The sequence below is a fragment of the Methylomonas sp. AM2-LC genome, from assembly GCF_039904985.1.
Classification (GTDB): Bacteria; Pseudomonadota; Gammaproteobacteria; order Methylococcales; family Methylomonadaceae; genus Methylomonas.
Window position 1 is genome coordinate 701,394 of the sequence record NZ_CP157005.1, and the last position, 24,068, is coordinate 725,461.

Consider the following 24,068-nt stretch of genomic DNA (forward strand, 5'->3'; position numbering starts at 1 on the left):
AGTTTTAATATCCTTCCTTAGTGCGGCCCCCTAGGCCGCATCTTTTTAAAGAAGTGCCGCATGGAACGGAACTACCACAAACCGACCTCAGTTAGTATCGATTTAGTTGAGTTAAACTGGCGAACTGCCTTTCACGAAGCAGGTCATGCTGTCTCTATCCAAATTGGAAACCAGGAAAAACAATTGCCACCCGTTTTTTTTGAAATTTTAGTCAAAAGGGCTACCTCTCCCGACGGCCAGTTTTTTGCTAAAGTTTTGAATGGTAATCTGATTCAAAACTTCCCTATTGATATCGTAGAAAGTTTTTCTCAAATTTCAGGAAGTGATCAACATAGTTGTCAGCGAGCCTATGAAGCTGATGTCATTAATTTGTTGGTTGGACCTTTAGCTGAAGCCAAATATATTTCCATTCGCGATAATCAGATGTTTAACTCAAGTTTGCTTACCGCTAAGGCCTTATATAATTATGGTGGTTATACGGATATGAAAAAAATAGAGACTTATCTGGATGCGTTTATTGCTGCTAAAGAATTGCGCGAAGATAAAATGTTGGAATTGCTTGTTCAGGCTTTTCAATTTATCAGTAATCCTAAAAATTGGGGCCGCATTACGAAGTTAGCTCACTATATATTAAATAGTAGTCAGGAAACTATTTCTTGTGATGAAGCTATCACGATAATGGATGGTGGATCGCCAGAGCAAGTTTAGAATAGTAAACCCTGCTGATTCAATTTTTTGCAAGTCATACTCTCTATTGCCATCGTTCAGAGTTGTTCGCAACAAGGTTTGATTGGTTTATAATTGCAGTTTTAGAAAACCAGTCAGATTTAATTTTTTCTGGAGCAATACCTTAACAGAGCTGTTATCGATTATAAAGGCCATTTTTTAGTCAGTTTTTATCGCTTTTATTCATATCATTAAATGGATTTAGCTTTTGCTGAATAAGAAAGGCTAAATTAATACAAACTAATATTTAAAGGTTCAATTATGAAAAAAATACCTCATGCTATATCAATTATTGCTAGCTTAATGTTGACAGCATGCGCTTCTCAAACGGGATGGACACCAACAGTTGATACTTATAACGATCCAAATGCCATGCGATTGAATCAAGATATGGCGGAATGTCAACAATTAGCGGGCAGTGCTTCTGGCGGTAGCGCTAAAGAAACTGCGATTGGTGCTGGTGTTGGTGGATTGCTTGGTGCTGCTGGTGGTGCTGCTGTGGGTGCTGCTGTTGGGAATGCAGGTGTCGGTGCTGCTCTCGGTGCTGCAGCCGGGGGTATTGGAGGTGGCGCAAAGCAGGGTTTTCAATCTGAAGAACAATATAAACGGGCTTATAGCAATTGCCTAAGACAGCGTGGACACCATGTGGTTAATTAAAATGCCGTTATAGCGTTTCACTCAGTATGAGATTTGTCGGTATGCTTTTGCATACCGACATCAGTCAGACAATTATTTAATGCTTATTCCTGTCTTACACTAAGCAAAAACACTTTGATTAGCTTTCCAGGTCTTTTTGACGACCAATGCCAAAACTTTCCAGCAACATCAAGCCCACGCCAATACAGATCACTGAGTCTGCTATGTTAAAAGCAGGCCAATGCCAGGATTTATAGTAAACTTCAATAAAATCGATTACATAGCCGTATGCAATTCTGTCTATAAGATTTCCAACAGCCCCGCCTAATACCAAGCATAGGGCAATAGCTATAAAAGACTCATGTTTTTGCAAACGTGATAACCAAACCCCAATGACGCCACTCATTATCACTGCCAAACTGGCAAATAACCACCTTTGCCAGCCGCCTGCGTCACTCAAAAAACTAAATGCGGCCCCTGTATTATGAACATAGGTAAGATTAAAAAATGGTAATAAATTGATAGACTGATATAACTGCATATGGCTATCTATAGCTATTTTACTTGCTTGATCGAAACCTAAAGTCAACAAAGAAATCCATAACCATTTAAGCATAGTAACGCTCCTCACCGTTTCCAACCACATTTTCTACACAGCGTCCGCATAATTCAGGGTGATCAGGATGCTCTCCAATATCATAGCGTTGATGCCAACAGCGTACGCATTTTGTATATTCAGAAACGCCCACCATTAATTTAACACCCTCCAACTCTGTGTTGACTGCATTGTCCGGACAAAACTCCAACGCGGAAACAGCTGCATTTGAAGTGATCAATACAAAATGCAGTTCGTTGCCAAGTTTATTTAGCTCTGTCAGATAATGCGTATCGCAATACAATTCTACGTTAGCATTGAGCGAGGAGCCTATTTCTGCTTTACTGCGCAATTGTTCAAGTTCTTTGCTAACTACCGTACGAACTGCCATGACAGTCTCCCAAGTAGCGCGAGTAATTAATGCTTCTTTATCCAAAGGGTATAGTTCGCTATACCAAGTTTCCAAAAATACTGATTCGCCACGTTCTCCAGGCATTGCTTGCCAGATTTCATCTGATGTGAAACTGGTGATCGGTGCTAGCCAACGCACTAATGCTTCAATTACATGATACATTGCAGTTTGCGCGGAACGCCGAGCTAAACAATCTTTTTTCGCTGTATATTGACGATCTTTAATAATATCCAGGTAAAAACCACCTAAATCGATAGTACAAAAATTCAGTATTTTTTGATATATATTTTGGAATTGGTAAAGATGGTAGGCTTCTTTAATCTCTTCTTGTAATTGCCAAGCTTTATCAATGACCCATCTATCAAGAGCCAACATATCACTAGAAGAAACCTTATGCTGTGCAGGATCAAAGCCGTCCAAATTGGACAGTAAAAACCGCGCTGTATTACGTATACGCCGATAAGCATCCGAGGTGCGTTTTAAAATTTCTTCAGAGACAGACATTTCGCCGCGGTAATCTGTGCCTGCCACCCATAAACGCAGCACATCTGCACCTAGCGATTTCATGACAGTTTGTGGTAACACTACGTTGCCTTTAGATTTTGACATTTTTTTGCCATCGGCATCCACGGTAAAGCCATGTGTCAAAACTTCTTTATAAGGAGCGACATCATTCATGGCCACAGAGGTTAACAGTGACGATTGAAACCAGCCTCGATGTTGATCTGAACCTTCCAAATATAAATCGGCAGGAAAACGTAATTCTTCACGAGTTTCAAGTACCGCGGCATGCGTGACGCCCGAATCAAACCACACATCCAGCGTATCCGTCATTTTTTGATAATGTTCAGCGTCCGCACCAATAATTTCTGCTGCATCTAGTTCGAACCAAGCATCAATGCCTTTTAATTCAATACGTTTAGCGACAGTTTCTATTATTTCTGCCGTGCGTGGATGCAATTCACCTGTTTCTTGATGAATAAAAAACGCAATCGGTACCCCCCAGGTACGTTGTCTGGAAATGCACCAATCTGGGCGGTTATTTATCATGCTTTCGATACGTGCCTGTCCCCATTCGGGTATCCAGTTTACCCGCTTAACTTCATTAAGCGCGGTATCACGTAGCTGTTGCTTGTCCATAGCAATAAACCATTGTGGAGTTGCGCGAAAAATAATAGGTGTTTTATGTCGCCAACAATGGGGGTAACTATGTAACAACGCATGGTGATGTATCAGTTTTCCGCGCTCACGCAGTACCTCTAAAACTTTATCATTGGCGCTAAATACGTGTAAGCCAGCAAACAATTCAGTATTGGGTAGAAATACACCATTGCTACCCACTGGGTTATCGACCGGTAAATTGTATTTCATACCCACTACATAATCTTCTTGGCCATGACCAGGTGCGGTATGTACTGCGCCGGTACCTGCATCTGTTGTCACATGGTCGCCGAGTATAATAGGTACTTGGCGATCGTAAAAAGGGTGATGTAACAATTGATGCTCTAAGGCACTGCCTTTACAGTAACCAATAATATGATGCTCACCTATTCCATAGCGCAGTACCACCTCTTTCAATAATTGCTCAGCAACTAATAATCGCTCGGTTCGACCTTCAATATCGCATTGTACAATGGCATACTCCAAGTCTGCATTGAGTGCGACAGCTTGATTGGCCGGTAAGGTCCATGGAGTAGTTGTCCAAATTACTACAGATAAGGGGCCTTTACCTTCATGCTCGGGAGCATGATGACAACAAGCCATAAAAGCATGATCATCAACTACTTGAAAACGTACATCAATAGCTGGAGAATGTTTTTCTTCGTATTCGACTTCGGCTTCGGCCAACGCAGAACCGCAATCAGTACACCAATGCACAGGTTTAGCGCCTTGGCTAAGATGACCTTTGCTAGCAATTTTGCCGAGTGCGCGCACTATGTTAGCTTCAAAAGAAAAGTCCATGGTTAAATAAGGATTGTCCCAATCACCCAACACACCCAGACGTATAAACTCGGATTTTTGAATATTGACCTGTTTATATGCATAAGCACGGCATTCTTTTCTAAACTGTGCCGGGCTTACTTTGACGCCTGCTTTACCTATTGATTTTTCTACCATTAGTTCTATAGGTAAACCGTGACAATCCCAGCCAGGGATGTAAGGTGCATCAAAGCCGCTCAGAGTTTTAGATTTAATGATAATGTCTTTAAGAACTTTGTTGACAGCATGGCCAATATGAATAGCGCCATTCGCATAAGGAGGGCCATCATGTAAAATAAACTTGGGTCGGCCAAGGCAATGGCTACGAATTTTTTGATACAACTGTGCATCCGTCCATTTTTTCAGCATTTCCGGCTCACGTTGAGCGAGATTGGCTTTCATGGCAAACTCAGTATTGGGAAGATTTAGGGTTTGTTTATAATCTAAGGTCATGTTGTTTTTTACTCGGCTTTCTAACCTAGGTTAGGATATTACTAACAAACAAATGCACAGCCTTGATAGGAAAGGCTTGTGACGATTAGCTGTGTCAGTTTAAAAAATAAATGAAAATAAGTGAGTATATCATCAACTGTAGAAGTCATTAAAGACTGCAGATAAGGAAACGGTTCAGATGTAAATAAAAATAAGCTATTTCATTAACTTGCTGAAAATTGACATGCCAATTTCAACAGCAATTAGCCAAATGATGATCCATTCTAGTACAGAAGAATGCAGATGTTTTTGCTCGTCGGCCAGCATTTCCAGGAGTTCATGTATGGTTTCAAGTTTTTTTGATAATACATCAGTACGTTGGGTTATTTCCAGATAATTAGCAGCCATTGAATAAATGCTCTGATACTCAGGGTGTTCCCAAAAGAATTCTGGTGTATCCAATAAATCGTAATTTAGAATAATATCGCTTTTTGTTAAAAATAGCTGTCCGCGAATTTTAGCCATAGCCTTGCGGTTGAGTTTTATTTTTCCTTCGCGGGCTAAAGATTCAGGTAAATGGCTAGTTGCGTGTATGGTATCAATAGCATGCCCTTCAAATGCAGCCAATTTAATCGATTGAGCCAAGGCATGTGACATGGCCAATAAAACTTTAAAGTCGCCGGACTGTAATTCAATATGATCATATTGAAAGCGATTATGCTCACAACCTAGTTCGTAACTGAAATTATCTTCTTGTGGATTCAAATCCGGTTTAACCGCATATTCTAATAATAAAATTTGCAATGCACGTCTATCATCAAGGTTAATGTTCCAGTGTACGACTACACCATAGGAAAAAATGATAGCGCATCCGCCTTTATAATCAATGATCAACGCATTTCTAAATACTTGAGCTCTAGTACTATCCAGCAATTTTTCTCGTAGTTCGGTGTAGCGGAAAGATTGTGCAAGACAAACTGTCAGGCAATGTTTTATGGCTCGATTCTGTGACATATGATTAGACTCTAGTCTCTGTAAGCATTAATGCTTATATATTTCTTTCATACAATGATTTAAATAAACAAGGTGCTGCCATTTACAAAAAAGGCTTGGTTTATTGTTAAAAATTCTTTTTTATCAGTCAGATAAGCCAGTAAGAGGGTTGATTGTTCTGGAAACCTGCTTGCCGAGTATACACCTTGCTGAAACATGGATTATAAATACCTGAACAAAAAATCAAATCCGTTCCCCAGCAATGTTGGTATTTAAAAAATCAACAATTGCTTCGGTATCAGCATAATTACCATAAGCTAATAGTAATTTAGCATAGGCGGTCTCCAGAGACATATTCCATATTATTTGTGCGCCAGCGTTTAATAATTCTTTGGTTGAACTGTAGATATTTTCCGACTGGATTGCGGGTGCTAGATAGACAGGTAATTGATGTGCCTGACACTGCTTGATAAAGGCAAGAAGATTATGTTCTTCACCGAATAAGCCAGAAATGCAGGCAGTACCCGAATGGTAAAGGTCGTGTATTACCGCATCAAGCTGATCTAATTTAAATTGTGTGTAATCTATACCTGGGTATGGTGTGATTAACAGAATACGGGCTGAAAACTTTGCCTCCAGGTTGATCGGTTTTTGCGGACTATGTTGTATGGATGCATTTGGCGTAAATTTGCAACCATCGAAGTGCATAAAAACTTGGGACTGGATGCCGATGAAATCACTGCTTAGTTGTAAACAGGAAGCCAGACGAGTTGCCTGATAAATGGTTGGAAGTTGTCCTTGATTTTGATAGGCTACAAATACGCCGGGCTGGGGTATTCGACGAATAAATTCGATGGCACAATGAAAATTAGACCAACCATTGGCTAGTGGATTTTCCAGGGGTAAATCACTAGAAACCAACAGCATGGGAATTTGTAGTTGATTAAAATACAGCCCCAGTGCAGCGGCACTAAATGCAAGCGTATCGGTGCCATGTGTCAGAATAATACCATCGAATTGATTAGGCTGTTCGGCCTCTATAGCTGCAATAATTTGTTGCCAATGCTGGGGATGTAGGTTTTCGCTGAGAATTTGTAAAGGTTGTATGGTTTTAAAATTAATAGACAGTGGGTCGGTATCGAGTTCCGCAAACATTTCTAATAATTTAAAGCCTGCCTGCGGGTTTGTATCTATAAAGTTGTCGGCCACTTTCGATCCTATAGTACCGCCTGTGAAAGCCAATAAAATATTTTTCATAGTATATAGTATGATGAAGGGCTAATGAAAAGCTCTGCATCATAAACCCAAATTATGAAAATTTCACTGATTGTCGCCATGGCAAGTAATCGTGCTATTGGTATAAACGGACAAATGCCCTGGCATTTGTCTGCGGATTTAAAACATTTTAAAAAAATCACGTTAGGCTCAGTTGTTTTGATGGGCCGTAAAACTTTTGAGTCCATTGGGCGTCCTTTGCCTAACCGCACAAATATTATCATTAGCAATACAATCGGCTATCAACCGAACGGGTGCCTGGTTTTCAATGATATAGACAGTGCATTAAACCATTGTGCTGATAAACCCGAGGTGTTTGTGATAGGTGGAGCGACGCTATATCAGGCAATGTTAGCCCAAGCACATTTTTTGTATTTAACTGAGATACATAAGCACTTTGCTGGAGACACTTTTTTTCCTGAAATTGACAAGAAAAATTGGCGCATATTACATAATCAACAGATAGATGATGATTCAAGTGTTGATTTTTCATACAGTTTTGTAAAGTTAGAGCGTATCTGTGAAATGGGTGGATGTTTAGGTCAAACCTGTTTGTAATGGGGTGTTTTGTGTCTAAATTTAATCTTTGTCACAAAACTGTAATATTTGATTCATACTATTGTCATTCAAGCTTGGCACTATTCCCTTCAGTTTTGTAAACTCTTACTATTTGAGAAATTATATGAAAAAAACCTTTCAGCTAAAATCGCTCATCCTTGGATTTGGATTTTTATCTGGCGCTATCCTATCAGTTCCAGCAATAGCGGTACCTGCAACTTTAGACGCTTCTCTACCTGAATATAAACAGGCAAGTGGTATTTCTGGCAACATTTCCAGCGTAGGCTCAGATACTTTGGCGAACTTAATGACGCTGTGGGCTGAAGAATTTGGTAAAATTTATCCAAACGTCAATATTCAAATTCAGGCTGCTGGTTCGTCAACTGCTCCACCCGCATTATCTGAAGGTACAGCTAATTTGGGGCCGATGAGTCGCAAAATGAAAGATAATGAAATTGATGACTTTGAAAGTAAATACGGTTATAAACCAACCGCAATACCTGTCGCTATTGACGCTTTGGCCGTTTTTGTGAATAAAGACAATCCCATCAAAGGATTATCTATTCCACAAGTTGATGCCATTATGTCTTCAACCCGTAAATGTGGCTATGCTAACGATGTCACTACATGGGGGGAGCTGGGTCTGACTGGAGGGTGGGCGAGCAAGTCTATTCAATTGTATGGTCGTAACTCAGTGTCAGGAACCTATGGTTTCTTTAAAGACGAAGCATTGTGCAAAGGCGATTTCAAAAGCAATGTTAACGAACAACCTGGTTCGGCCTCTGTTGTTCAGGGCATCACTACTTCAGCCAATGGTATTGGCTATTCAGGTATAGGTTATTCAACCTCTGGTGTTAAAGCGGTGGCGCTTGCTCACAAAGAAGGCAGTCCTTTTATAGAACCTACGCCAGAAAATGCAACCTCTGGTGCTTATCCATTGTCTAGATTCTTATATATCTATGTCAATAAAAAACCAAATGAGTCATTGGCTCCTTTGGAAAAAGAATTTTTAAAAATGGTTTTATCTAAAACAGGTCAGCAAGTAGTGATTAAAGATGGTTACATTCCATTACCTGCCAAAGCCGTAGAAAAAGCGTTAACCTTGCTCCAATAGTTTTATATAAACAAGGATGATAAAAAGGGAGTAATTTGCAAGGATGCAGCAAAGGATGGCTAGGTCAAATCCTGAGTTTCTATCCCACAGAGACTCTATAAATCTGATTTTGGTATACTAAAGCTGATGACTGCGAGTGTTGTCGTCAGCTTTTCTATTATAACGTCGTGCTTCGGCACAATGGCGAAACGATTACTTATGACTATTTATTATGTCTGAAGAACTCTCAACACCGATATACACTTCGCTAATACACAACGCTAAAAGCGATCGCCACCAACGCTGGCGGCTTTTAAAGGATAAGTTAGCTACTTATTTTGTAACGGCTGGCGGTTTAAGCATTATCCTTGCTATAGTTTTAATATTTTTTTATTTGTTGTATGTGGTTTTTCCACTTTTATTGCCTGCGCATGCAGAAGCCGTTAATCGTTACGCTGTACCTGAAATAAGTCTTGGTAAAACTTTGCATTTGGGTATGGAAGAACAAAACGAAATTGCGGTACGATTTACTGAAACCGGAAGTGCAGTTTTCTTCAAAGTTGCCGATGGCAGCACGATTTTAATTGAAAAGCTGCCGATTCCTGACCAAGTACAAATTGTTAGTTTTAACCACGGTAGCCACGACAAAGATATAGTCGCTTATGGGCTGTCAGATGGCCGTTGTCTGATTGTTAAACATGATTACAGACAATCGTTTGTCGCCGGCAAACGCTCTATTACGCCATCGCTACAATATCCGTTAGGTAAAGAGCCGATTATAGTAGACAGTAAAGGTGCTGCGTTAAGCAAAATTGAAGTTAAGCTTAGCGAAAAAAACAATGTGGTCGTGGCAAAAACCAGTGACAATCGCATTGTGTTAACAAATTTGAGTAAGAAAGCTTCGCTTTTTGACGATGAAGCCAGCCTGGATCGTAGTGAAACCGAAATCGTTGAAGTAGGTAATGTAGTCGATTTTATTTTGGTAGATAAAGAGCTAAAAAATCTCTATCTGGCCAATAAGCAAGGTGACCTCACTATTATCGATATTGCGGATAAAAATACACCCACTCTAAAACATAAACTCAATGTTATTAATCAGGGCGCTACTATCACGTCCATGGAGTTTTTGAATGGAGATATTTCATTACTGATTGGTGATAGTAGCGGTTTATTATCGCAATGGAGCATGATTCGTGATGAAAAAAATCATTTTAATGTGGAAAAATTGCGGGCTTTTAAAATATCGGATGTAGCCGTGGTGGCTATCAATGCTGAACAACGTCGCAAAGGTATGCTGGTCGCCGATGCCAAGGGTAATATTGGCATTTATAATACCACCGCAGAACGGGAATTGATCAAAGAGCAAGTGACGCAAGGAACGCCATTGGCATTGACCTTGTCGCCTCGCGCTAATGCATTTCTGATGGAATCAAGTGATGGCATCATTAACTACTGGTCAGTTGAAAACGAACATCCTGAAGTGTCAATGTCCTCATTATGGCAAAAAGTCTGGTATGAAAGTTATTCTCATCCCGATTATATTTGGCAATCTTCCTCCGCCAGTAATGATTTCGAACCGAAAATGAGTTTAATTCCATTGGTTTTCGGGACCATCAAAGCCTCGTTTTATGCCATGCTGGTCGCCGTGCCGCTGTCTTTGTTTGGTGCGATTTATACAGGCTACTTTATGGCGCCGCAGATTCGTCAATACGTTAAACCGGGTATTGAAATTATGGGGGCTTTACCCACAGTAATTTTAGGTTTTCTGGCCGGGTTATGGTTGGCACCATTCATTGAATTGCATTTAACGGGTATTTTTACCTTACTCATCTTCGTACCTTTAGGGGTGATGATTTTTTCTTATGTTTGGCAAACTATACCTAAAAGCTATAGAGATAAAATACCTGAAGGTTGGGATTTTCTATTGTTAATACCTGTGGTTATTTTTAGTGGTTTGTTGGCATTTCAACTCAGTCCTGGCATCGATAATCTGTTCTTCAATGGCGATTTACGCAATTGGATGAGTAGTACATATGGTATTGGCTACGATCAGCGTAATACACTGGTAGTTGGTTTGGCAATGGGATTTGCAGTAATACCCATGATATTTTCAATTGCTGAGGATGCAATATTCAGTGTACCCAAACATCTGACGACAGGCTCTTTAGCTTTAGGGGCAACCCCTTGGCAAACCATGATTAAAGTGGTGTTATTGACTGCTAGCCCTGGCATATTCTCGGCAATTATGATTGGTTTTGGTCGGGCTGTTGGCGAGACCATGATTGTGCTTATGGCTACCGGAAATACGCCAGTGATGGATTTAAGTATTTTTCAGGGTTTGCGCACTTTGTCTGCCAATATTGCAGTGGAAATGCCGGAAGCTGAAGTGAACAGCACACATTATCGGGTATTGTTTTTTGCGGCTTTAGTTCTATTTATGTTTACCTTTATCGTAAATACCTTGGCCGAGATAGTCCGTCAGAATTTAAGACAAAAATACAGTTCATTATGATTAAAGCATGGTTTAAAAGTGGTTTGCCGTGGATATGGATGACCGGCGCAGCAGTCAGTATTAACCTGATATTGGTAATAGGTCTTTTAACTTTGATTGCCGTTAGGGGGCTTGGGCATTTTTGGCCTGCTGATATAGTCGAATATCGTTATCAGGAGGGAAAGTCGCCGGAGACATTAATTATCGGTGAAGATGTCGCAAGCTCGTTGCTAGCAGCAGCTCAAGCAAGAGCGGCTGGGCATGAAGTATTGGATAATGGGGAATATTTACTTCAACATCTGGTTAAAACCGGTAACCGCGACATTCTTGGTAGTGATTTTCGCTGGATTCAAGATCAATATATAGTCAACCAATCAACACCTGACGACTTAATCAGTGTTGAACGCAGGGAATGGGGTAATTTTTATGGAAGACTGTTAGGAGTAAAAGAAAATGGCAAACTGCTTGAAGGCCAGCAAACATGGACACTTGCTCAAGAAAAATTGGAAACAGCATTAAAATTACATGCAGAAATAGATGCACTACAAGATAAACATGTGGGTGCCATAAATTACAATCTGGAGCGTTTACGCTTAAAACAACGTAGTTTAGAACTCAAAAACCAATGGAACAGTACCTACCAACAAGAGTTTGCAACAAAAAAATTAACCTATGAGCAAGAATATAAAGTTTTACAAGAGCAAATAAACCAACTGACTAAAGAGCTCAAACGGTTTAGCATTGTAGTTACGGATGCTGAGCATCATGAAATAAACATTCCATTTGCTAGAATCGTTAAATTGACACATCCTAATCAAATGAGTGTTTTTGACAAATGTGTCGAATATGTTTCTAACTTTATTGCTTTTATAAGTGAAGATCCACGCGAAGCGAATACAGAAGGTGGGATCTTTCCCGCCATATTCGGTACAGTGCTAATGGTGATATTAATGGCAGTTGTCGTAACTCCTTTCGGTGTTATTGCTGCCGTTTATTTGCGTGAATATGCCAAACAAGGTTTTATTACACGTATTATTAGAATTGCAGTAAACAATCTTGCGGGTGTACCGTCAATTGTTTATGGTGTTTTCGGTTTGGGATTTTTTGTCTATATTATCGGTGGTGGAATTGATCGGGTTTTCTTTCCAGAAGCAGCACCTGCTCCCGTGTTTGGCACACCAGGATTGTTGTGGTCTGCCTTGACATTAGCGTTGTTAACTTTACCCGTAGTGATAGTGGCTACTGAAGAAGGTTTGTCACGGATACCTAAGTCGATACGCGAGGGGAGTTTGGCTTTGGGTGCCACCAAGGCAGAAACTTTATGGCGCACTATTTTACCAATGGCGAGCCCTGCAATCATGACTGGTTTAATTCTTGCGGTAGCTCGTGCAGCCGGTGAAGTGGCACCACTTATGTTGGTGGGTGTGGTTAAACTCGCACCAACCTTACCTTTAGATGGAAACTTTCCGTATCTGCATCTGGATAGAAAGTTTATGCATCTTGGTTTTCACATTTACGATGTTGGTTTCCAAAGCCCTAATGTAGAGGCTGCGCGTCCTTTGGTTTATGCAACTTCGTTGTTGCTGGTAATGGTTATTGTTGGACTTAATATGTTTGCCATTACCATCCGAAATAATCTGCGGGAAAAATATCGCGCTCTGGAAAATTAACTTGCTTACATTACCCAATACGCTTGGATCAATACGATGACAACAGCACCCATACGCACACACGGCATAAATATCAGCGCTTTGAATCGTGACGATAAATCACCGGATGAGAAAATCGAAACGTGCATCAAGATTGAGAATCTTGATCTTTTTTACGGCAATAAACAGGCATTACATAATGTAAATATGGAAATGCCCAGAAAAAAAGTTACGGCATATATAGGCCCCAGTGGCTGTGGGAAATCCACTTTACTACGCTGTATCAACAGAATGAACGATCTAGTTGATGGAGTATCCATAAAAGGTAAAATTTTACTGGATAACGAAGATATTTATGATAAATCAGTCAATGTCGCGGCTCTTCGCCGGCGCGTTGGTATGGTTTTTCAAAAGCCTAACCCATTCCCTAAAACTATCTATGAGAATGTTGCTTATGGTTTAAGAATTCAGGGTATAAATGATAGGCAAATTCTGGATGAAGTTGTTGAAAAGTCCCTACGTGGAGCTGCATTATGGGATGAAGTTAAGCATCGCTTGAATGATAATGCGCTAGGCATGTCTGGTGGTCAACAGCAACGATTAGTTATTGCTAGAGCAATTGCCATTGAACCGGAAGTTATATTGCTTGACGAGCCAGCATCGGCCTTAGATCCTATTTCAACCTTGAAAATTGAAGAATTAATCAATGAGTTAAAGGATCAATATACTATAGTTATCGTGACACATAATATGCAACAAGCTGCTCGAGTTTCTGACTATACAGCATTTATGTATATGGGTGAGTTGATTGAATTTGGTGAAACGAGTGAACTGTTTACCAATCCAGTCAAAAAACAAACCGAAGATTATATCACTGGTCGCTACGGTTAATTAGGAGACAACTTGATGGACAGTAATAAAATTAAACAACACATTTCCCGCCAATTCAATGAGGAGATGGAGGACATTCGTAACAAAGTTTTAGCTATGGGTGGATTGGTAGAGCAACAAGTTGATCTGGCAACAAAAGCTTTTATGGGTTACGACATGGAGAGTGCAGAAACTGTGGTGCAACAAGATCAACTGGTAAACGAGCTGGAAAAAAACATTGATCATGAATGCACAGAAATTATGGCTAAGCGTCAACCTGCAGCATTTGATCTTCGTATGTTGATTGCCACGATTAAAATCATCACTGATCTGGAGCGCATTGGCGATGAAGCCGCTAGAATTGCGCGTATGACTATGCGTCTTGAGGGATCTGATTATTATCAGGATAAATATTACGAAATTGAGCATCTTCTGGAACTGGTTAGAGACATGCTTAATGGCGCGCTAGATGCGTATGCAAGGTCTGATGTTGAGGAAGTTATAGAAATTACCGCACAAGATGCTAAGGTTGATAGAGAATACACAAGTATCACTCGGCAACTAATTACTCAAATGATGGAAAACCCTAGAAACATCACGCGGGCGTTAGATATGTTATGGACTGCCAGAGCGCTGGAGCGTATAGGCGACCATTCTTGTAACGTTTGTGAGCATGTTATTTATATGGTTAAGGGCAAAGATGTTAGGCATGTCAGCCGAGAAGAACTTGAAAAAACTGTCAAAACTGTTCGGTAAACACTCTTTAGAGAACTAAGCTGGAATAATGGGCTTTTATATCCAATTATAGTGAAAGGGTTAACAGAGTGTTTGGCCAGCGCTCTCCTTTCCTTTCTTCGATCATTTTGCAATAAAGACAAAATAGATTATTAACTTTTTAAGACATTTTTTGGCAGCATTATGGATTAGAATACTGGTGCTTGTCGTCACTTAACGCCATTTCACGGGAGAACTTTTATGGCTGACAAAAAAATCTTCCTACAACAGGACTTTCAGGATCAACAGCATGAGCTGCCTGTGTTATCGGGTACTTTAGGCTCTGATGTTATTGATATTCGCCGACTCTATGCAGAGACGGGATTATTTACTTATGATCCTGGTTTTACGTCTACAGCAAGCTGTACTTCCAAAATCACCTATATAGATGGTGAAGCTGGCATATTATTGTACAGAGGTTATCCGATTGAACAACTAGCGGAAAAATGTGATTTTCTTGAGGTCTGCTATCTACTTCTGAAAGGTGAGCTACCTAAGGGTGGTGAAATGAAAGGTTTCGTCACCAGCATAAGTCAACATGTGATGGTTCATGAGCAGTTAAGCAGGTTTTACAGTGGCTTCCGTAGGGATGCTCATCCTATGGCTGTGCTAGTCGGTGTGGTGGGCGCATTATCGGCTTTCTACCACGATGTGATGGATATTACTAGTAAGGAGGATCGATATATATCAGCAATTCGTTTGATTGCAAAAATGCCTACCATAGTAGCAATGTGTTACAAATACAGTATTGGTATGCCATTTATGTATCCTAAGCGCAAATTGGGTTATGCCGAAAACTTTTTACGCATGATGATGGGCGATCCTTGTGATGAGTATATGGCTAATCCGGTGTTGGTCAGAGCCCTAGATAGGATTTTGATTTTGCACGCAGATCATGAACAAAATGCTTCAACCTCAACGGTGCGTTTAGCCGGTTCCAGTGGTGCAAATCCTTACGCTTGTGTGGCAGCAGGCATTGCATGCTTATGGGGGGCGGCGCACGGAGGAGCAAATGAAGCTGTGTTAAATATGTTAGAAGAAATAGGTGATGTGTCTCGAATTGGCGAATTCGTCAATAAGGCCAAAGATAAAAATGATTCGTTTCGCTTGATGGGTTTTGGTCATCGTGTTTACAAAAATTACGATCCACGTGCAAAATTAATGCGGGAAACGTGTTATGAAGTATTGAACGAATTGGACTTACACGATAATAAACTGTTCAAATTAGCTATGGAGTTGGAACGCATTGCTCTGGAAGATCCCTATTTTGTCGAGAGGAAACTGTATCCCAATGTGGATTTTTATTCAGGGATTGTGTTACGGGCGTTAGGTATTCCTACCGATATGTTTACTGCTATTTTCGCTATGGCCAGATCTGTTGGCTGGATTGCGCAGTGGGATGAGATGATCGCTGATCCTGAACTTAAAATAGGCCGTCCTCGTCAACTTTATCAAGGTGTAGGTAAGCGTGATGTTTTGTCTATTTCAAATCGTTAAGTATGAAAAATAATTAAGTTTCATGCTGCTAGTGTTACACAAGTAGTTTAGCTATAAACTATACACCCAGTTGATCAGTAACCCAGCTTTTGATGCTGGGCTTGCTGACAGAGGGTGGCGTGAATATGTTCGTGTAGGCTTGTTGCTATCAACAACTTTAGCATCAATGGGGTTGTTTTGTTGGTAATAAAAGCAACTAGTTACGATTGATTGTTTATTATGGATTGATTGTTTTCGGCGGGAAAGGATATTAAAACTATCAAGAATTCTGCTAATCCGTTATTTACGTGTACCATGCCGGGATAGTATAGAAAACTAATTGTTTATAATCTATTTCAGAAAGGCCATATTATTTATATACATTTAGGTGTTTCTTGATTAGACCGTTTTCATCGAAGTAGGTTAGGTTTATATTTTATCTATTCTTCTTTGGGCGCGCGTGGGTTGTGATTGTTAGAATAATTAGCGAAACTCAGTAATCAGTTACACAGTATCAGAGTGTTGGTTATCCAATACGACTCTCACTACATATTAAGCAATGTTAACTTTTGGTAATGTAATTATGTTCAGAAAACAAAATGAGTGTTACAAAAGCCTAGGTATTGCGGCAGCGCCAGGTACACATGTTGCGGTTGCCGATATGGTTTGTAAATATTGTGTGCCTAATCAGTCAATTCTTGAATTAGGTGCTTATACAGGGGCAATGATAGAGCGTCTGCATGATATTGGTTACCACAAAATTGTTGCTGCAGATTTAGATAATCATTTAACCATTAGTGATGTTTCTCATGTGCAATGTGATTTCAATAAGGAATTTTCTCTATTCTTTGGTGAACAGCGCTTTGATTGCATCATAGCCTCTGAAGTGATTGAACATCTAAACGACGTTAGAGCTTTTTTAAAGCAGTGTTTTGCATTATTAAATAATGATGGAATATTAATTATAACTACACCCAATATTGGTTTTTTTGAAGGTAGAGTGAAGTTTTTTTTGAAAGGAGAGTTGTGGGGGTTTGGGGCAAAAAATTATCTTATTCAGCGGCATATATCACCTATTTCACTAGAGCAATTTCCTTTACTTCTTCAGGAATCAGGGTTTTCAACATTAGAGATTTTTACTGCTGCCTCATTCGCTACCCGATTAAGAAAGCTTGTCACTAGCATTCTCTGGATTCCAATGAGAATCATATTTGGGCCATTTGTGCTGGGAGAAACCGTTGTGTGTATCGGGAAAAAGTCATCTGAGTCGATAGGAAGCTTTCAAAGTGCAGATTTGTGGAAAAAGTCTAGATAAGCTGTACGTAAATTGTAGTTAAATACTAGTCATCAGTCAGTTGGTTAACCATTATTTGTAATAAACTTGCCTAATTCTGCGCTTAAGTTTGTTGATAGATGTTAGTGACAGAACTATGCTCATTATTAAAAAGGGATAAAGACAAATGCCAAAATATCATTTGTGTAATTATCACAAGTTTTATATTCACGATAACCTTGTGATACAGCGATACCCAAAACGTAGTTTATTTCTTGATATTGAATGATTTCCGAGCAACGTTGACCATTTTTCATCGCGAAAAAATGGTCATCAAGATTTAAAGATTCTCCCACTTGTAAATTTGAATTTTGCGTGACGGCAATAATCTTTTTTTTGCGCTCCGCGAATACAGCAAAACAACCTGGCAATATATTTCCGTTATCATCACAGGGTAAAATTTCTGACAGCATTTCTTTAAATTGGAATTCGCTATCGAAAACGATACCAATACCGCCTAACACTTCCTGCGGATTTTCTATTTGTGTAATGCTGGCATTATAGATATATGTATAGCGATTTTGGTACAAGTGAGTCGATTCGAATGCAGATACGCTATAAGCTTGGCTGTCATAGTTTTGCAGTATTTTCGCTGCGCCTGTGCTATCGGCCACTTTCATGCCTATAATGCCGCGCTCATTGTTATTGGATGTGGCTAGAATTTCCCCTGTTATGTCAAATACATACAAATTAGTGTATACCGTGTACAAATTATTGATGTAGGCCAAAATCTCACACATCTGGTTTTTATCCTGTGTAGAAACGCTGGTTTGTGCCAAAATACGTCTAAATGCCGAAGTTAAAGCCCACCAACGACAGTCATTCGCTCTTTCATACAGGTTGCGATCCATGATATCGACCGCAAGCGAGGCTAGAAATCCGGCGTTATCAAGATGTGACGACATTACCGTGATTTCCTGTAAGCTATTCACGGATTCGGTAAAAATATTAGCAATATCGGAACCAATTTGTTTTATGGCTTCCAGTACCGGCATAAACTCAGCCGCATTTTTTCGTGCTGATGTAATTTGACCATTTAATACGAGTAATCCGAGGTCCGCATTAATATCCGCAGACGCTTGTCGAATATCGCGTAATTCTTTAGGAAATGTAATGGCTTGTTCCATAATGTCTGCGTAATCCGCTCTAGATGCCGCTGAGGTTTGGCGTGTGAATGCTGTTCGTAATGGCGTTAACATTTGACCTTGCCAGCCAAGTCCTTTAAAGCCTTGATAGCCTTCAGTCTTGCGAGTGTTAACAATATATTCTTGGCCTTGATAGCTTAGTATTTCTACCGGATGGTGGAAGGGGATTAATGCCTGTATAGGGATGGCTCTTTGATCACTGCTGGCAATCACTTTGCTGTCTGTCCCCAATATTGTCAGTACACCCTCTTCGACATTAGGCAGCAAGTTTGTAAAAATGCCATTCATTTCATTGTCGAACCGAAAACATAAACATAAAACGCCTAAAGTTGTAGAATCACGTTGATCCGTGGCAGTAATTCGACATGAATATATGAGTGAATGATTGCGATCACTTTGAAGGCTGGAATATCTGAAGGTTTCGATATACTCTTTATGAGTAGTGAGTGTCTCTTTAACTAGAGCTTCATCTATTTCGTTGATAACATTGTTTTTGTCTAGATTTGCCCTTAGGTTTCCCTGGCTATCAAAAATAATTATTTCATCATAGACACTGTACTTTTTTACATACTCCTGTAAGCGAAGTTCGATATATTCCGTTTGGGTGCTATCAGTAGTTTTGCTGGATAAGAAGGTGCGAATATCGTCGTCGGTGGCTAAAAAACCAACATCAGCGGTACGCTCAAATAGATTGCGAATGAGTAGCTCAATGACTACCTGTGCTTTTGAGGCATTATCAAGCACCAGTTTTTGCAAATTCTCGATGAGTAGGTTGTGAGTAAGTTTATGTTGCAGTTCACCAAACTTGTCTTTAGTAAGACTCATGTCGTCTAGAATGGTAGAAGCAACATTATGACTATTAATTTTGCCAATAAGTGCTATTTTACCCCACCAGTCGTTTAAAGCGCCCAGTCTTGATTCGTAGCGTTTTACTGCAGGCATTGCAGACAGTAATTTAGTCTTATTTGATTGTAAAAGGTTGTTCATAAATTCTATATCCCAATAATCGAATACCTCTACCAAAGAGGTGTTAACGAAATAAACACGCTGATTTCAGCGTCTAATAACAGCCCCATATTTCAATTAGGAGGGATAATAAATAGCCAACCAGCTGTTCAAGTTGGCAACATGCAAACATTGAATTACTACAGTAATGCCATGTTTATCAATAGAGTCTAGTCAGAGATCAAGCTTTTGGCAGAAACTTCTTAGAAAAGTGAGATATGTTGCACAGATTTTGATAAAGGAGGGGTAACCCTGCAAAGGTTACCCCTTTAGATATGAATTATTCTTCAGTTGAGTTTGCACTCGATTTTGAGCCTACTCTGTCATCATGATGATGATCAATAGTGGTGGGCTCTATTCTTTGACTGCGTTCTGCAAAATCCATCGCATACGGACGAGCTTGCTGGGGGCGCTGCGTTGTATTGTTTTCGAAGTCGGAAACAGCGACTCTGTCCCGATGTGTGTTGTCAGATTCGTTGGTTTTATTCGCTTGCAAAGGTTGTGACGATACCTCGGGGCTATGAATTTTCGGGCTTCTTTCCGTGCCTTCTGTTGCATATTGAGTATCTGAAGGTCGTTCGGTATTTTCTACGCTATTAACTGAGCCAGGTTCAGACTTTCTTTCTCCGCCATTGCGAGATGAACGGCGACGATTGCGTCCACGTCTGGCAGTACGCTCTTGTTGAGGGCGTTCTTGGGGGGTGCCTGATTTTTTAACTATATTTTCTGACGAATTTTCGCTTTCGCTGGTTGGTTTGAAATCGTCAGTGTTAGTCGTTGTTTCTGTGGTTGGATTTGTATTCGGGTTACGCTTGTTATTGCGGCGAGAATTACGTCCGGTTCCATTTCTATCTTTATTTCTATCTTTATTCCGATTGTTTTTAGGTCTGTCTTCGGGTTTGCTAGCAGCCTCTGCAATCGCAGAGTTTTCGGCAAGTGTCGAACGTCCAATTAAACGCTGCCAGAAGCGTTGAATAAGGCTGGTGGAGGATTTTTTATTCTGTACCGGCGCGGGAGCATCGGGTAAGAACTCTTTAACTGCTGCGCGCTCAAATTTCTGGCTTGTTTGTTTGGCAAATTCTGGAACACTGATTTCATCTTCTTTAATATGTAGATGACTGGCTTTATCTTCAAGACCTTCAAGAGTCTTAATGCGTTCAATGTCATAGGCAGGAGTTTCCAAATGTCTGCTGGGCAATACCACAACGCCTACTCGCAAACGAGCTTCTAATTCTTGAATAGCAGCGCGTTTTTCATTTAAGAGAAAAGTTGCGCAGTCGATTGGTAAGTGTGCGATAACTCGTTCAGTGCCCTTTTTCATGGCTTCTTCTTCGATTAACCGTAACACAGCTAGGGTAACTGACTCTACATTACGAATCGTACCTTGTCCTTTACAGCGCGGACACGTGAGCTGAGTTGAATCACCCAATGAAGGACGTAAACGTTGTCTAGACATTTCCATTAAGCCGAAACGTGAAATACGTCCAGTTTGGATACGTGCACGATCAATTTTTAGTGCATCACGTAAACGATTTTCAACTTCTCTTTGATTTTTGTTTGACATCATATCGATAAAATCGATGACGAATAAGCCGCCCAAATCACGCAAACGAAGTTGCCGAGCTATTTCATCCGCCGCTTCTAAATTGGTGTTTAACGCAGTTTCTTCTATGTCACTACCTTTAGTTGCGCGTGCAGAGTTGATGTCGACCGAGGTCAATGCTTCGGTATGATCGATTACAATAGATCCGCCTGAGGGCAGGGTGACTTCTCGTTTGTAAGCCATTTCGATCTGAGTTTCAATCTGGTAGCGACTAAACAACGGTACGCTATCCTGATATTGTTTGGCTTTATGCAAATTATGCGGCATCACCTGTTTCAGAAAGTTATGCACTAACTTAAATGCACCTTCCTGATCTATTAGTATTTCATCAATATCACCCCTTAAATGATCCCGTAAGGCGCGGATGATGACATTACTTTCCTGAAAAATCAGAAAAGGTGCCGTTTGTTCGCTACTGGAACGATCTATGGCTTCCCAAAGTTGTAACAGGTAATTCAAGTCCCATTGCAATTCTTCTACATTCTTGTCAGAGCCCGCAGTACGAATAATTAAGCCCATGGTATCTGGAATTTCCAAAGCCGACATGGTTTCACGTAATTCGTTACGATTATCACCCTCTATACGTCTTGAAATTCCACCTGCTTTGGGATTATTAGGCATTAACACCAAATAAGTGCCTGCAAGACTAATATAGGTAGTCAGCGCCGCTCCTTTATTGCCGCGTTCTTCCTTTTCAATTTGTACAACTATTTCCTGGCCTTCGCGTATGTTGTTTTTAGACGAAGATTTACTGTCTTCACCGTCTCCAACGCGATATTGCTGACAAATTTCTTTGAAGGGTAAGAATCCGTGTTTTTCAGCGCCGTAATTTACAAAAGCAGCTTCAAGACTTGGTTCTACTCTTGTAATTATCCCTTTGTAAATATTAGATTTTTTTTGTTCTTTTGAAGGTACTTCGATGTCAAAATCGTACAATTTCTGACCATCTACCAAAGCGACACGTAGCTCTTCAGGCTGCGTGGCATTGATAAGCATTCTTTTCATTATTTATCCTTGTTGTTCTTTGTATCCTACGTAGAGTTAATACAGGTTTGGTTGTCGCGGATAAAGGCGGCGTTGTTTCCCAACATTATGCATTTGAATAGCCAGACTGATTGAAAACGGTAATCGCAGATTGATGTTTAAAAGCAGCATGTAGCGGATCTTCCGGGTGTGGCATTTCAAATAGAGGGAATCTGTTATACCGAACTCTATACAAAGGATGCAGGTCACTCATCATGGGTTGAGTGATAAAACCCTAAAAAATTCTTTTGGCTGTCAGACGTAAATCGTCACAACCATTAGCGTATAATTTATTTATCGTCTAGTCTATCAGCAGATAAACCCCTCTAATATAACAATCTTTGCTAATAGCAGCAATTTTAAACCACTATAGCCAATATATTGTTATCATTTACAGCATGAATAGTTCAGAAAATAAGAGCAATCCTCAAGTCCAGTGGCTGGAAATCAGTGAGGCAAATAGCGAACAGCGACTCGATAATTTCCTGATCTCGTACCTTAAGGGTGTTCCGAAAACACGGATATACCGTTTGGTAAGAAAAGGTGAAGTAAGAGTTAACAAAGGTCGGGCCGATGTCAGCTATAAACTGGCAATTGGGGATATTGTTCGTATTCCTCCAATAAGAGTAGCTGAAAAATCGGAAGAGAGCATAATTATCCAACCTACCTTGAGATTTAGTTTAGAAAACCATATTCTTTTTGAAGACGAAGGCTTTATTGTGCTAAATAAACCAGCCGGATTTGCGGTCCATGGTGGTAGTGGCGTTAATTCAGGCATCATTGAAGCACTGAGGCAAATTAGACCACAACAAAAATTTCTTGAATTGGCTCATAGACTGGATAAAGAAACATCGGGTTGTTTATTAATTGCAAAAAAACGTGCAGTTCTAAAAGTTTTTCACGAACTGTTTCGTGGTGATGGTGTCAATAAAACATATTTGGCTTTACTAGCAGGACAGTTTAAGCGTAAGAAACAATTAGTTGAGGTCCCATTGCTCAAAAACACCCAGCAAGGAGGCGAACGAATGGTGATAGTCAGTCAGGCAGGCAAATCTGCAGAAACTTTATTTACGCGTTTAACACAGTTTCAGGATGCAACACTCGTTCATGCGGCTCCAAAAACGGGGCGTACTCATCAAATACGGGTTCATGCTGCCTGGCTCGGTCATCCAATTATTGCAGATGACCGTTATGGTGAAAATGCTATTAATAAATTGTTTAAAAATCGTGGTTATAAACGATTGTTTTTACATGCCGAGCAATTACAGTTTGCCCATCCTGTTACTGGGCAGCCACTCAGTTTTATTGCACCCTTACCTGAGGAATTACAACTTTTACTGCAAAATGAAAAACCGCTTTGATTTAATTATCTTCGATTGGGATGGTACCCTTATTGATTCTGTGGATTGGATAGTCTACTGCATACAGCAAGCAGCTATTCGTCACCATTGTCGGGTACCTGATGTTCAGGCTGCAAAAGATATTATCGGTCTGAGCATTGAGAAAGCCATAACGCAATTATTTCCAGACATTGATGACTCACTACGAGAGAAAATAGTTGCAGACTATGCACAGACTTTTTTTTCTAAAGACATCAGTCGAGCAGATCTGTTTCCGGGTGTTTATGAAATGTTGCAACAATTTAAAGTCAATGGCTATCAGTTGGCAATTGCCACTGGTAAAAAGTCCAGAGGACTTGCTCAGGCTGTGGTAGCTACTGAACTAGCAGATTTATTTGCGGCGACTCGTAGCTCTGATCAAGCAGAATCTAAACCAAATCCATTAATGATTAATCAAATTATTAGCGAACTCGGTGTTGATAAGCAACGCGTTCTAATGGTGGGCGACTCAGTACATGATCTGCAAATGGCGATGAATGCCGGTATTGCTGCCATTGGCGTTACTTGTGGAGCGCACTCGGCTGAGATTTTACAACACTATCAGCCACTGATGTGTTTGAGTTATCCAACTGATTTACTGGAATTTTTATAAGGGGTTA

18 protein-coding genes are annotated in these 24,068 nt (G+C 40.2%); 12 read left to right on the top strand and 6 right to left on the bottom strand.

The features are described 5' to 3' along the window. Positions 1 to 60 precede the first annotated feature (60 nt). Both ABH008_RS03255 and ABH008_RS03260 read left to right on the top strand, forming a co-directional pair. Positions 61 to 708, top strand: coding sequence for a hypothetical protein (locus tag ABH008_RS03255; RefSeq protein WP_347988440.1), 648 nt, complete (start codon positions 61 to 63; stop codon positions 706 to 708). A gap of 279 nt (positions 709 to 987) precedes the next feature. Beyond that, on the top strand, positions 988 to 1,383 hold the full coding sequence (locus ABH008_RS03260; RefSeq protein WP_347988441.1) for a hypothetical protein: 396 nt from the start codon (positions 988 to 990) through the stop codon (positions 1,381 to 1,383). A 118-nt stretch (positions 1,384 to 1,501) separates the two neighbouring features. Here the strand turns inward: ABH008_RS03260 and lspA are convergent, their stop codons facing one another. From lspA to ABH008_RS03280, 4 genes are all read right to left on the bottom strand, one after another. Next, on the bottom strand, positions 1,502 to 1,978 hold the full coding sequence (gene lspA / locus ABH008_RS03265; RefSeq protein ID WP_347988442.1) for a signal peptidase II: 477 nt from the start codon (positions 1,976 to 1,978) through the stop codon (positions 1,502 to 1,504). Continuing rightward, positions 1,971 to 4,802 (bottom strand): isoleucine--tRNA ligase, encoded by a 2,832-nt coding sequence (gene ileS, locus ABH008_RS03270; RefSeq protein ID WP_347988443.1) that lies wholly within the window; start codon positions 4,800 to 4,802, stop codon positions 1,971 to 1,973. Before ileS ends, lspA begins: the two co-directional genes overlap by 8 nt. Before the next feature lie 195 nt (positions 4,803 to 4,997). Continuing rightward, positions 4,998 to 5,795 (bottom strand): RMD1 family protein, encoded by a 798-nt coding sequence (locus ABH008_RS03275; protein WP_347988444.1) that lies wholly within the window; start codon positions 5,793 to 5,795, stop codon positions 4,998 to 5,000. A gap of 222 nt (positions 5,796 to 6,017) precedes the next feature. Continuing rightward, positions 6,018 to 7,031 carry an asparaginase domain-containing protein gene (locus ABH008_RS03280; protein ID WP_347988445.1) on the bottom strand — a complete coding sequence of 338 codons (1,014 nt, stop codon included), beginning with the start codon at positions 7,029 to 7,031 and terminating at the stop codon, positions 6,018 to 6,020. A gap of 54 nt (positions 7,032 to 7,085) precedes the next feature. Here ABH008_RS03280 and ABH008_RS03285 point away from each other — a divergent pair, with 54 nt between their 5' ends. From ABH008_RS03285 to ABH008_RS03320, 8 genes are all read left to right on the top strand, one after another. Next, on the top strand, positions 7,086 to 7,607 hold the full coding sequence (locus tag ABH008_RS03285) for a dihydrofolate reductase (protein WP_347988446.1): 522 nt from the start codon (positions 7,086 to 7,088) through the stop codon (positions 7,605 to 7,607). 124 nt (positions 7,608 to 7,731) lie between these two features. Beyond that, positions 7,732 to 8,721 (top strand): phosphate ABC transporter substrate-binding protein PstS family protein, encoded by a 990-nt coding sequence (locus tag ABH008_RS03290; protein ID WP_347988447.1) that lies wholly within the window; start codon positions 7,732 to 7,734, stop codon positions 8,719 to 8,721. Between the two features lie 211 nt (positions 8,722 to 8,932). Next, on the top strand, positions 8,933 to 11,212 hold the full coding sequence (locus tag ABH008_RS03295; protein ID WP_347988448.1) for an ABC transporter permease subunit: 2,280 nt from the start codon (positions 8,933 to 8,935) through the stop codon (positions 11,210 to 11,212). Beyond that, positions 11,209 to 12,861, top strand: coding sequence for a phosphate ABC transporter permease PstA (gene pstA / locus ABH008_RS03300; protein ID WP_347988449.1), 1,653 nt, complete (start codon positions 11,209 to 11,211; stop codon positions 12,859 to 12,861). Before ABH008_RS03295 ends, pstA begins: the two co-directional genes overlap by 4 nt. A 36-nt stretch (positions 12,862 to 12,897) precedes the next feature. Further along, the gene (pstB, locus tag ABH008_RS03305) at positions 12,898 to 13,731 is read left to right on the top strand and encodes a phosphate ABC transporter ATP-binding protein PstB (RefSeq protein ID WP_347988450.1); all 834 of its coding nucleotides are present in this window, start codon (positions 12,898 to 12,900) and stop codon (positions 13,729 to 13,731) included. 15 nt (positions 13,732 to 13,746) lie between these two features. After that, positions 13,747 to 14,466: a phosphate signaling complex protein PhoU gene (phoU, locus tag ABH008_RS03310; RefSeq protein ID WP_347988451.1), complete on the top strand. Its 720-nt coding sequence runs from the start codon at positions 13,747 to 13,749 to the stop codon at positions 14,464 to 14,466. A gap of 219 nt (positions 14,467 to 14,685) precedes the next feature. Continuing rightward, positions 14,686 to 15,981 (top strand): citrate synthase, encoded by a 1,296-nt coding sequence (gltA, locus tag ABH008_RS03315; protein WP_347988452.1) that lies wholly within the window; start codon positions 14,686 to 14,688, stop codon positions 15,979 to 15,981. A gap of 562 nt (positions 15,982 to 16,543) precedes the next feature. Further along, entirely contained in the window at positions 16,544 to 17,275 is a 732-nt protein-coding gene (locus ABH008_RS03320) for a class I SAM-dependent methyltransferase (RefSeq protein ID WP_347988453.1), read from the top strand. 125 nt (positions 17,276 to 17,400) lie between these two features. On the opposite strand, the gene ABH008_RS03325 is transcribed toward ABH008_RS03320, so the two are convergent. Together ABH008_RS03325 and ABH008_RS03330 are read right to left on the bottom strand one after the other, a co-directional pair. Next, positions 17,401 to 19,425: a hypothetical protein gene (locus ABH008_RS03325; protein WP_347988454.1), complete on the bottom strand. Its 2,025-nt coding sequence runs from the start codon at positions 19,423 to 19,425 to the stop codon at positions 17,401 to 17,403. 298 nt (positions 19,426 to 19,723) lie between these two features. Continuing rightward, complete coding sequence (locus ABH008_RS03330) at positions 19,724 to 22,051, bottom strand: Rne/Rng family ribonuclease (RefSeq protein WP_347988455.1); 2,328 nt, start codon at positions 22,049 to 22,051, stop codon at positions 19,724 to 19,726. 416 nt (positions 22,052 to 22,467) lie between these two features. Between ABH008_RS03330 and rluC the strand changes: the two genes are divergently transcribed. Then, complete coding sequence (gene rluC, locus ABH008_RS03335; RefSeq protein ID WP_347988456.1) at positions 22,468 to 23,430, top strand: 23S rRNA pseudouridine(955/2504/2580) synthase RluC; 963 nt, start codon at positions 22,468 to 22,470, stop codon at positions 23,428 to 23,430. Then, the gene (locus ABH008_RS03340) at positions 23,414 to 24,061 is read left to right on the top strand and encodes an HAD-IIIA family hydrolase (RefSeq protein ID WP_347988457.1); all 648 of its coding nucleotides are present in this window, start codon (positions 23,414 to 23,416) and stop codon (positions 24,059 to 24,061) included. The genes rluC and ABH008_RS03340 overlap by 17 nt, the downstream gene beginning before the upstream one ends. The last annotated feature ends 7 nt before the right edge of the window (positions 24,062 to 24,068 follow it).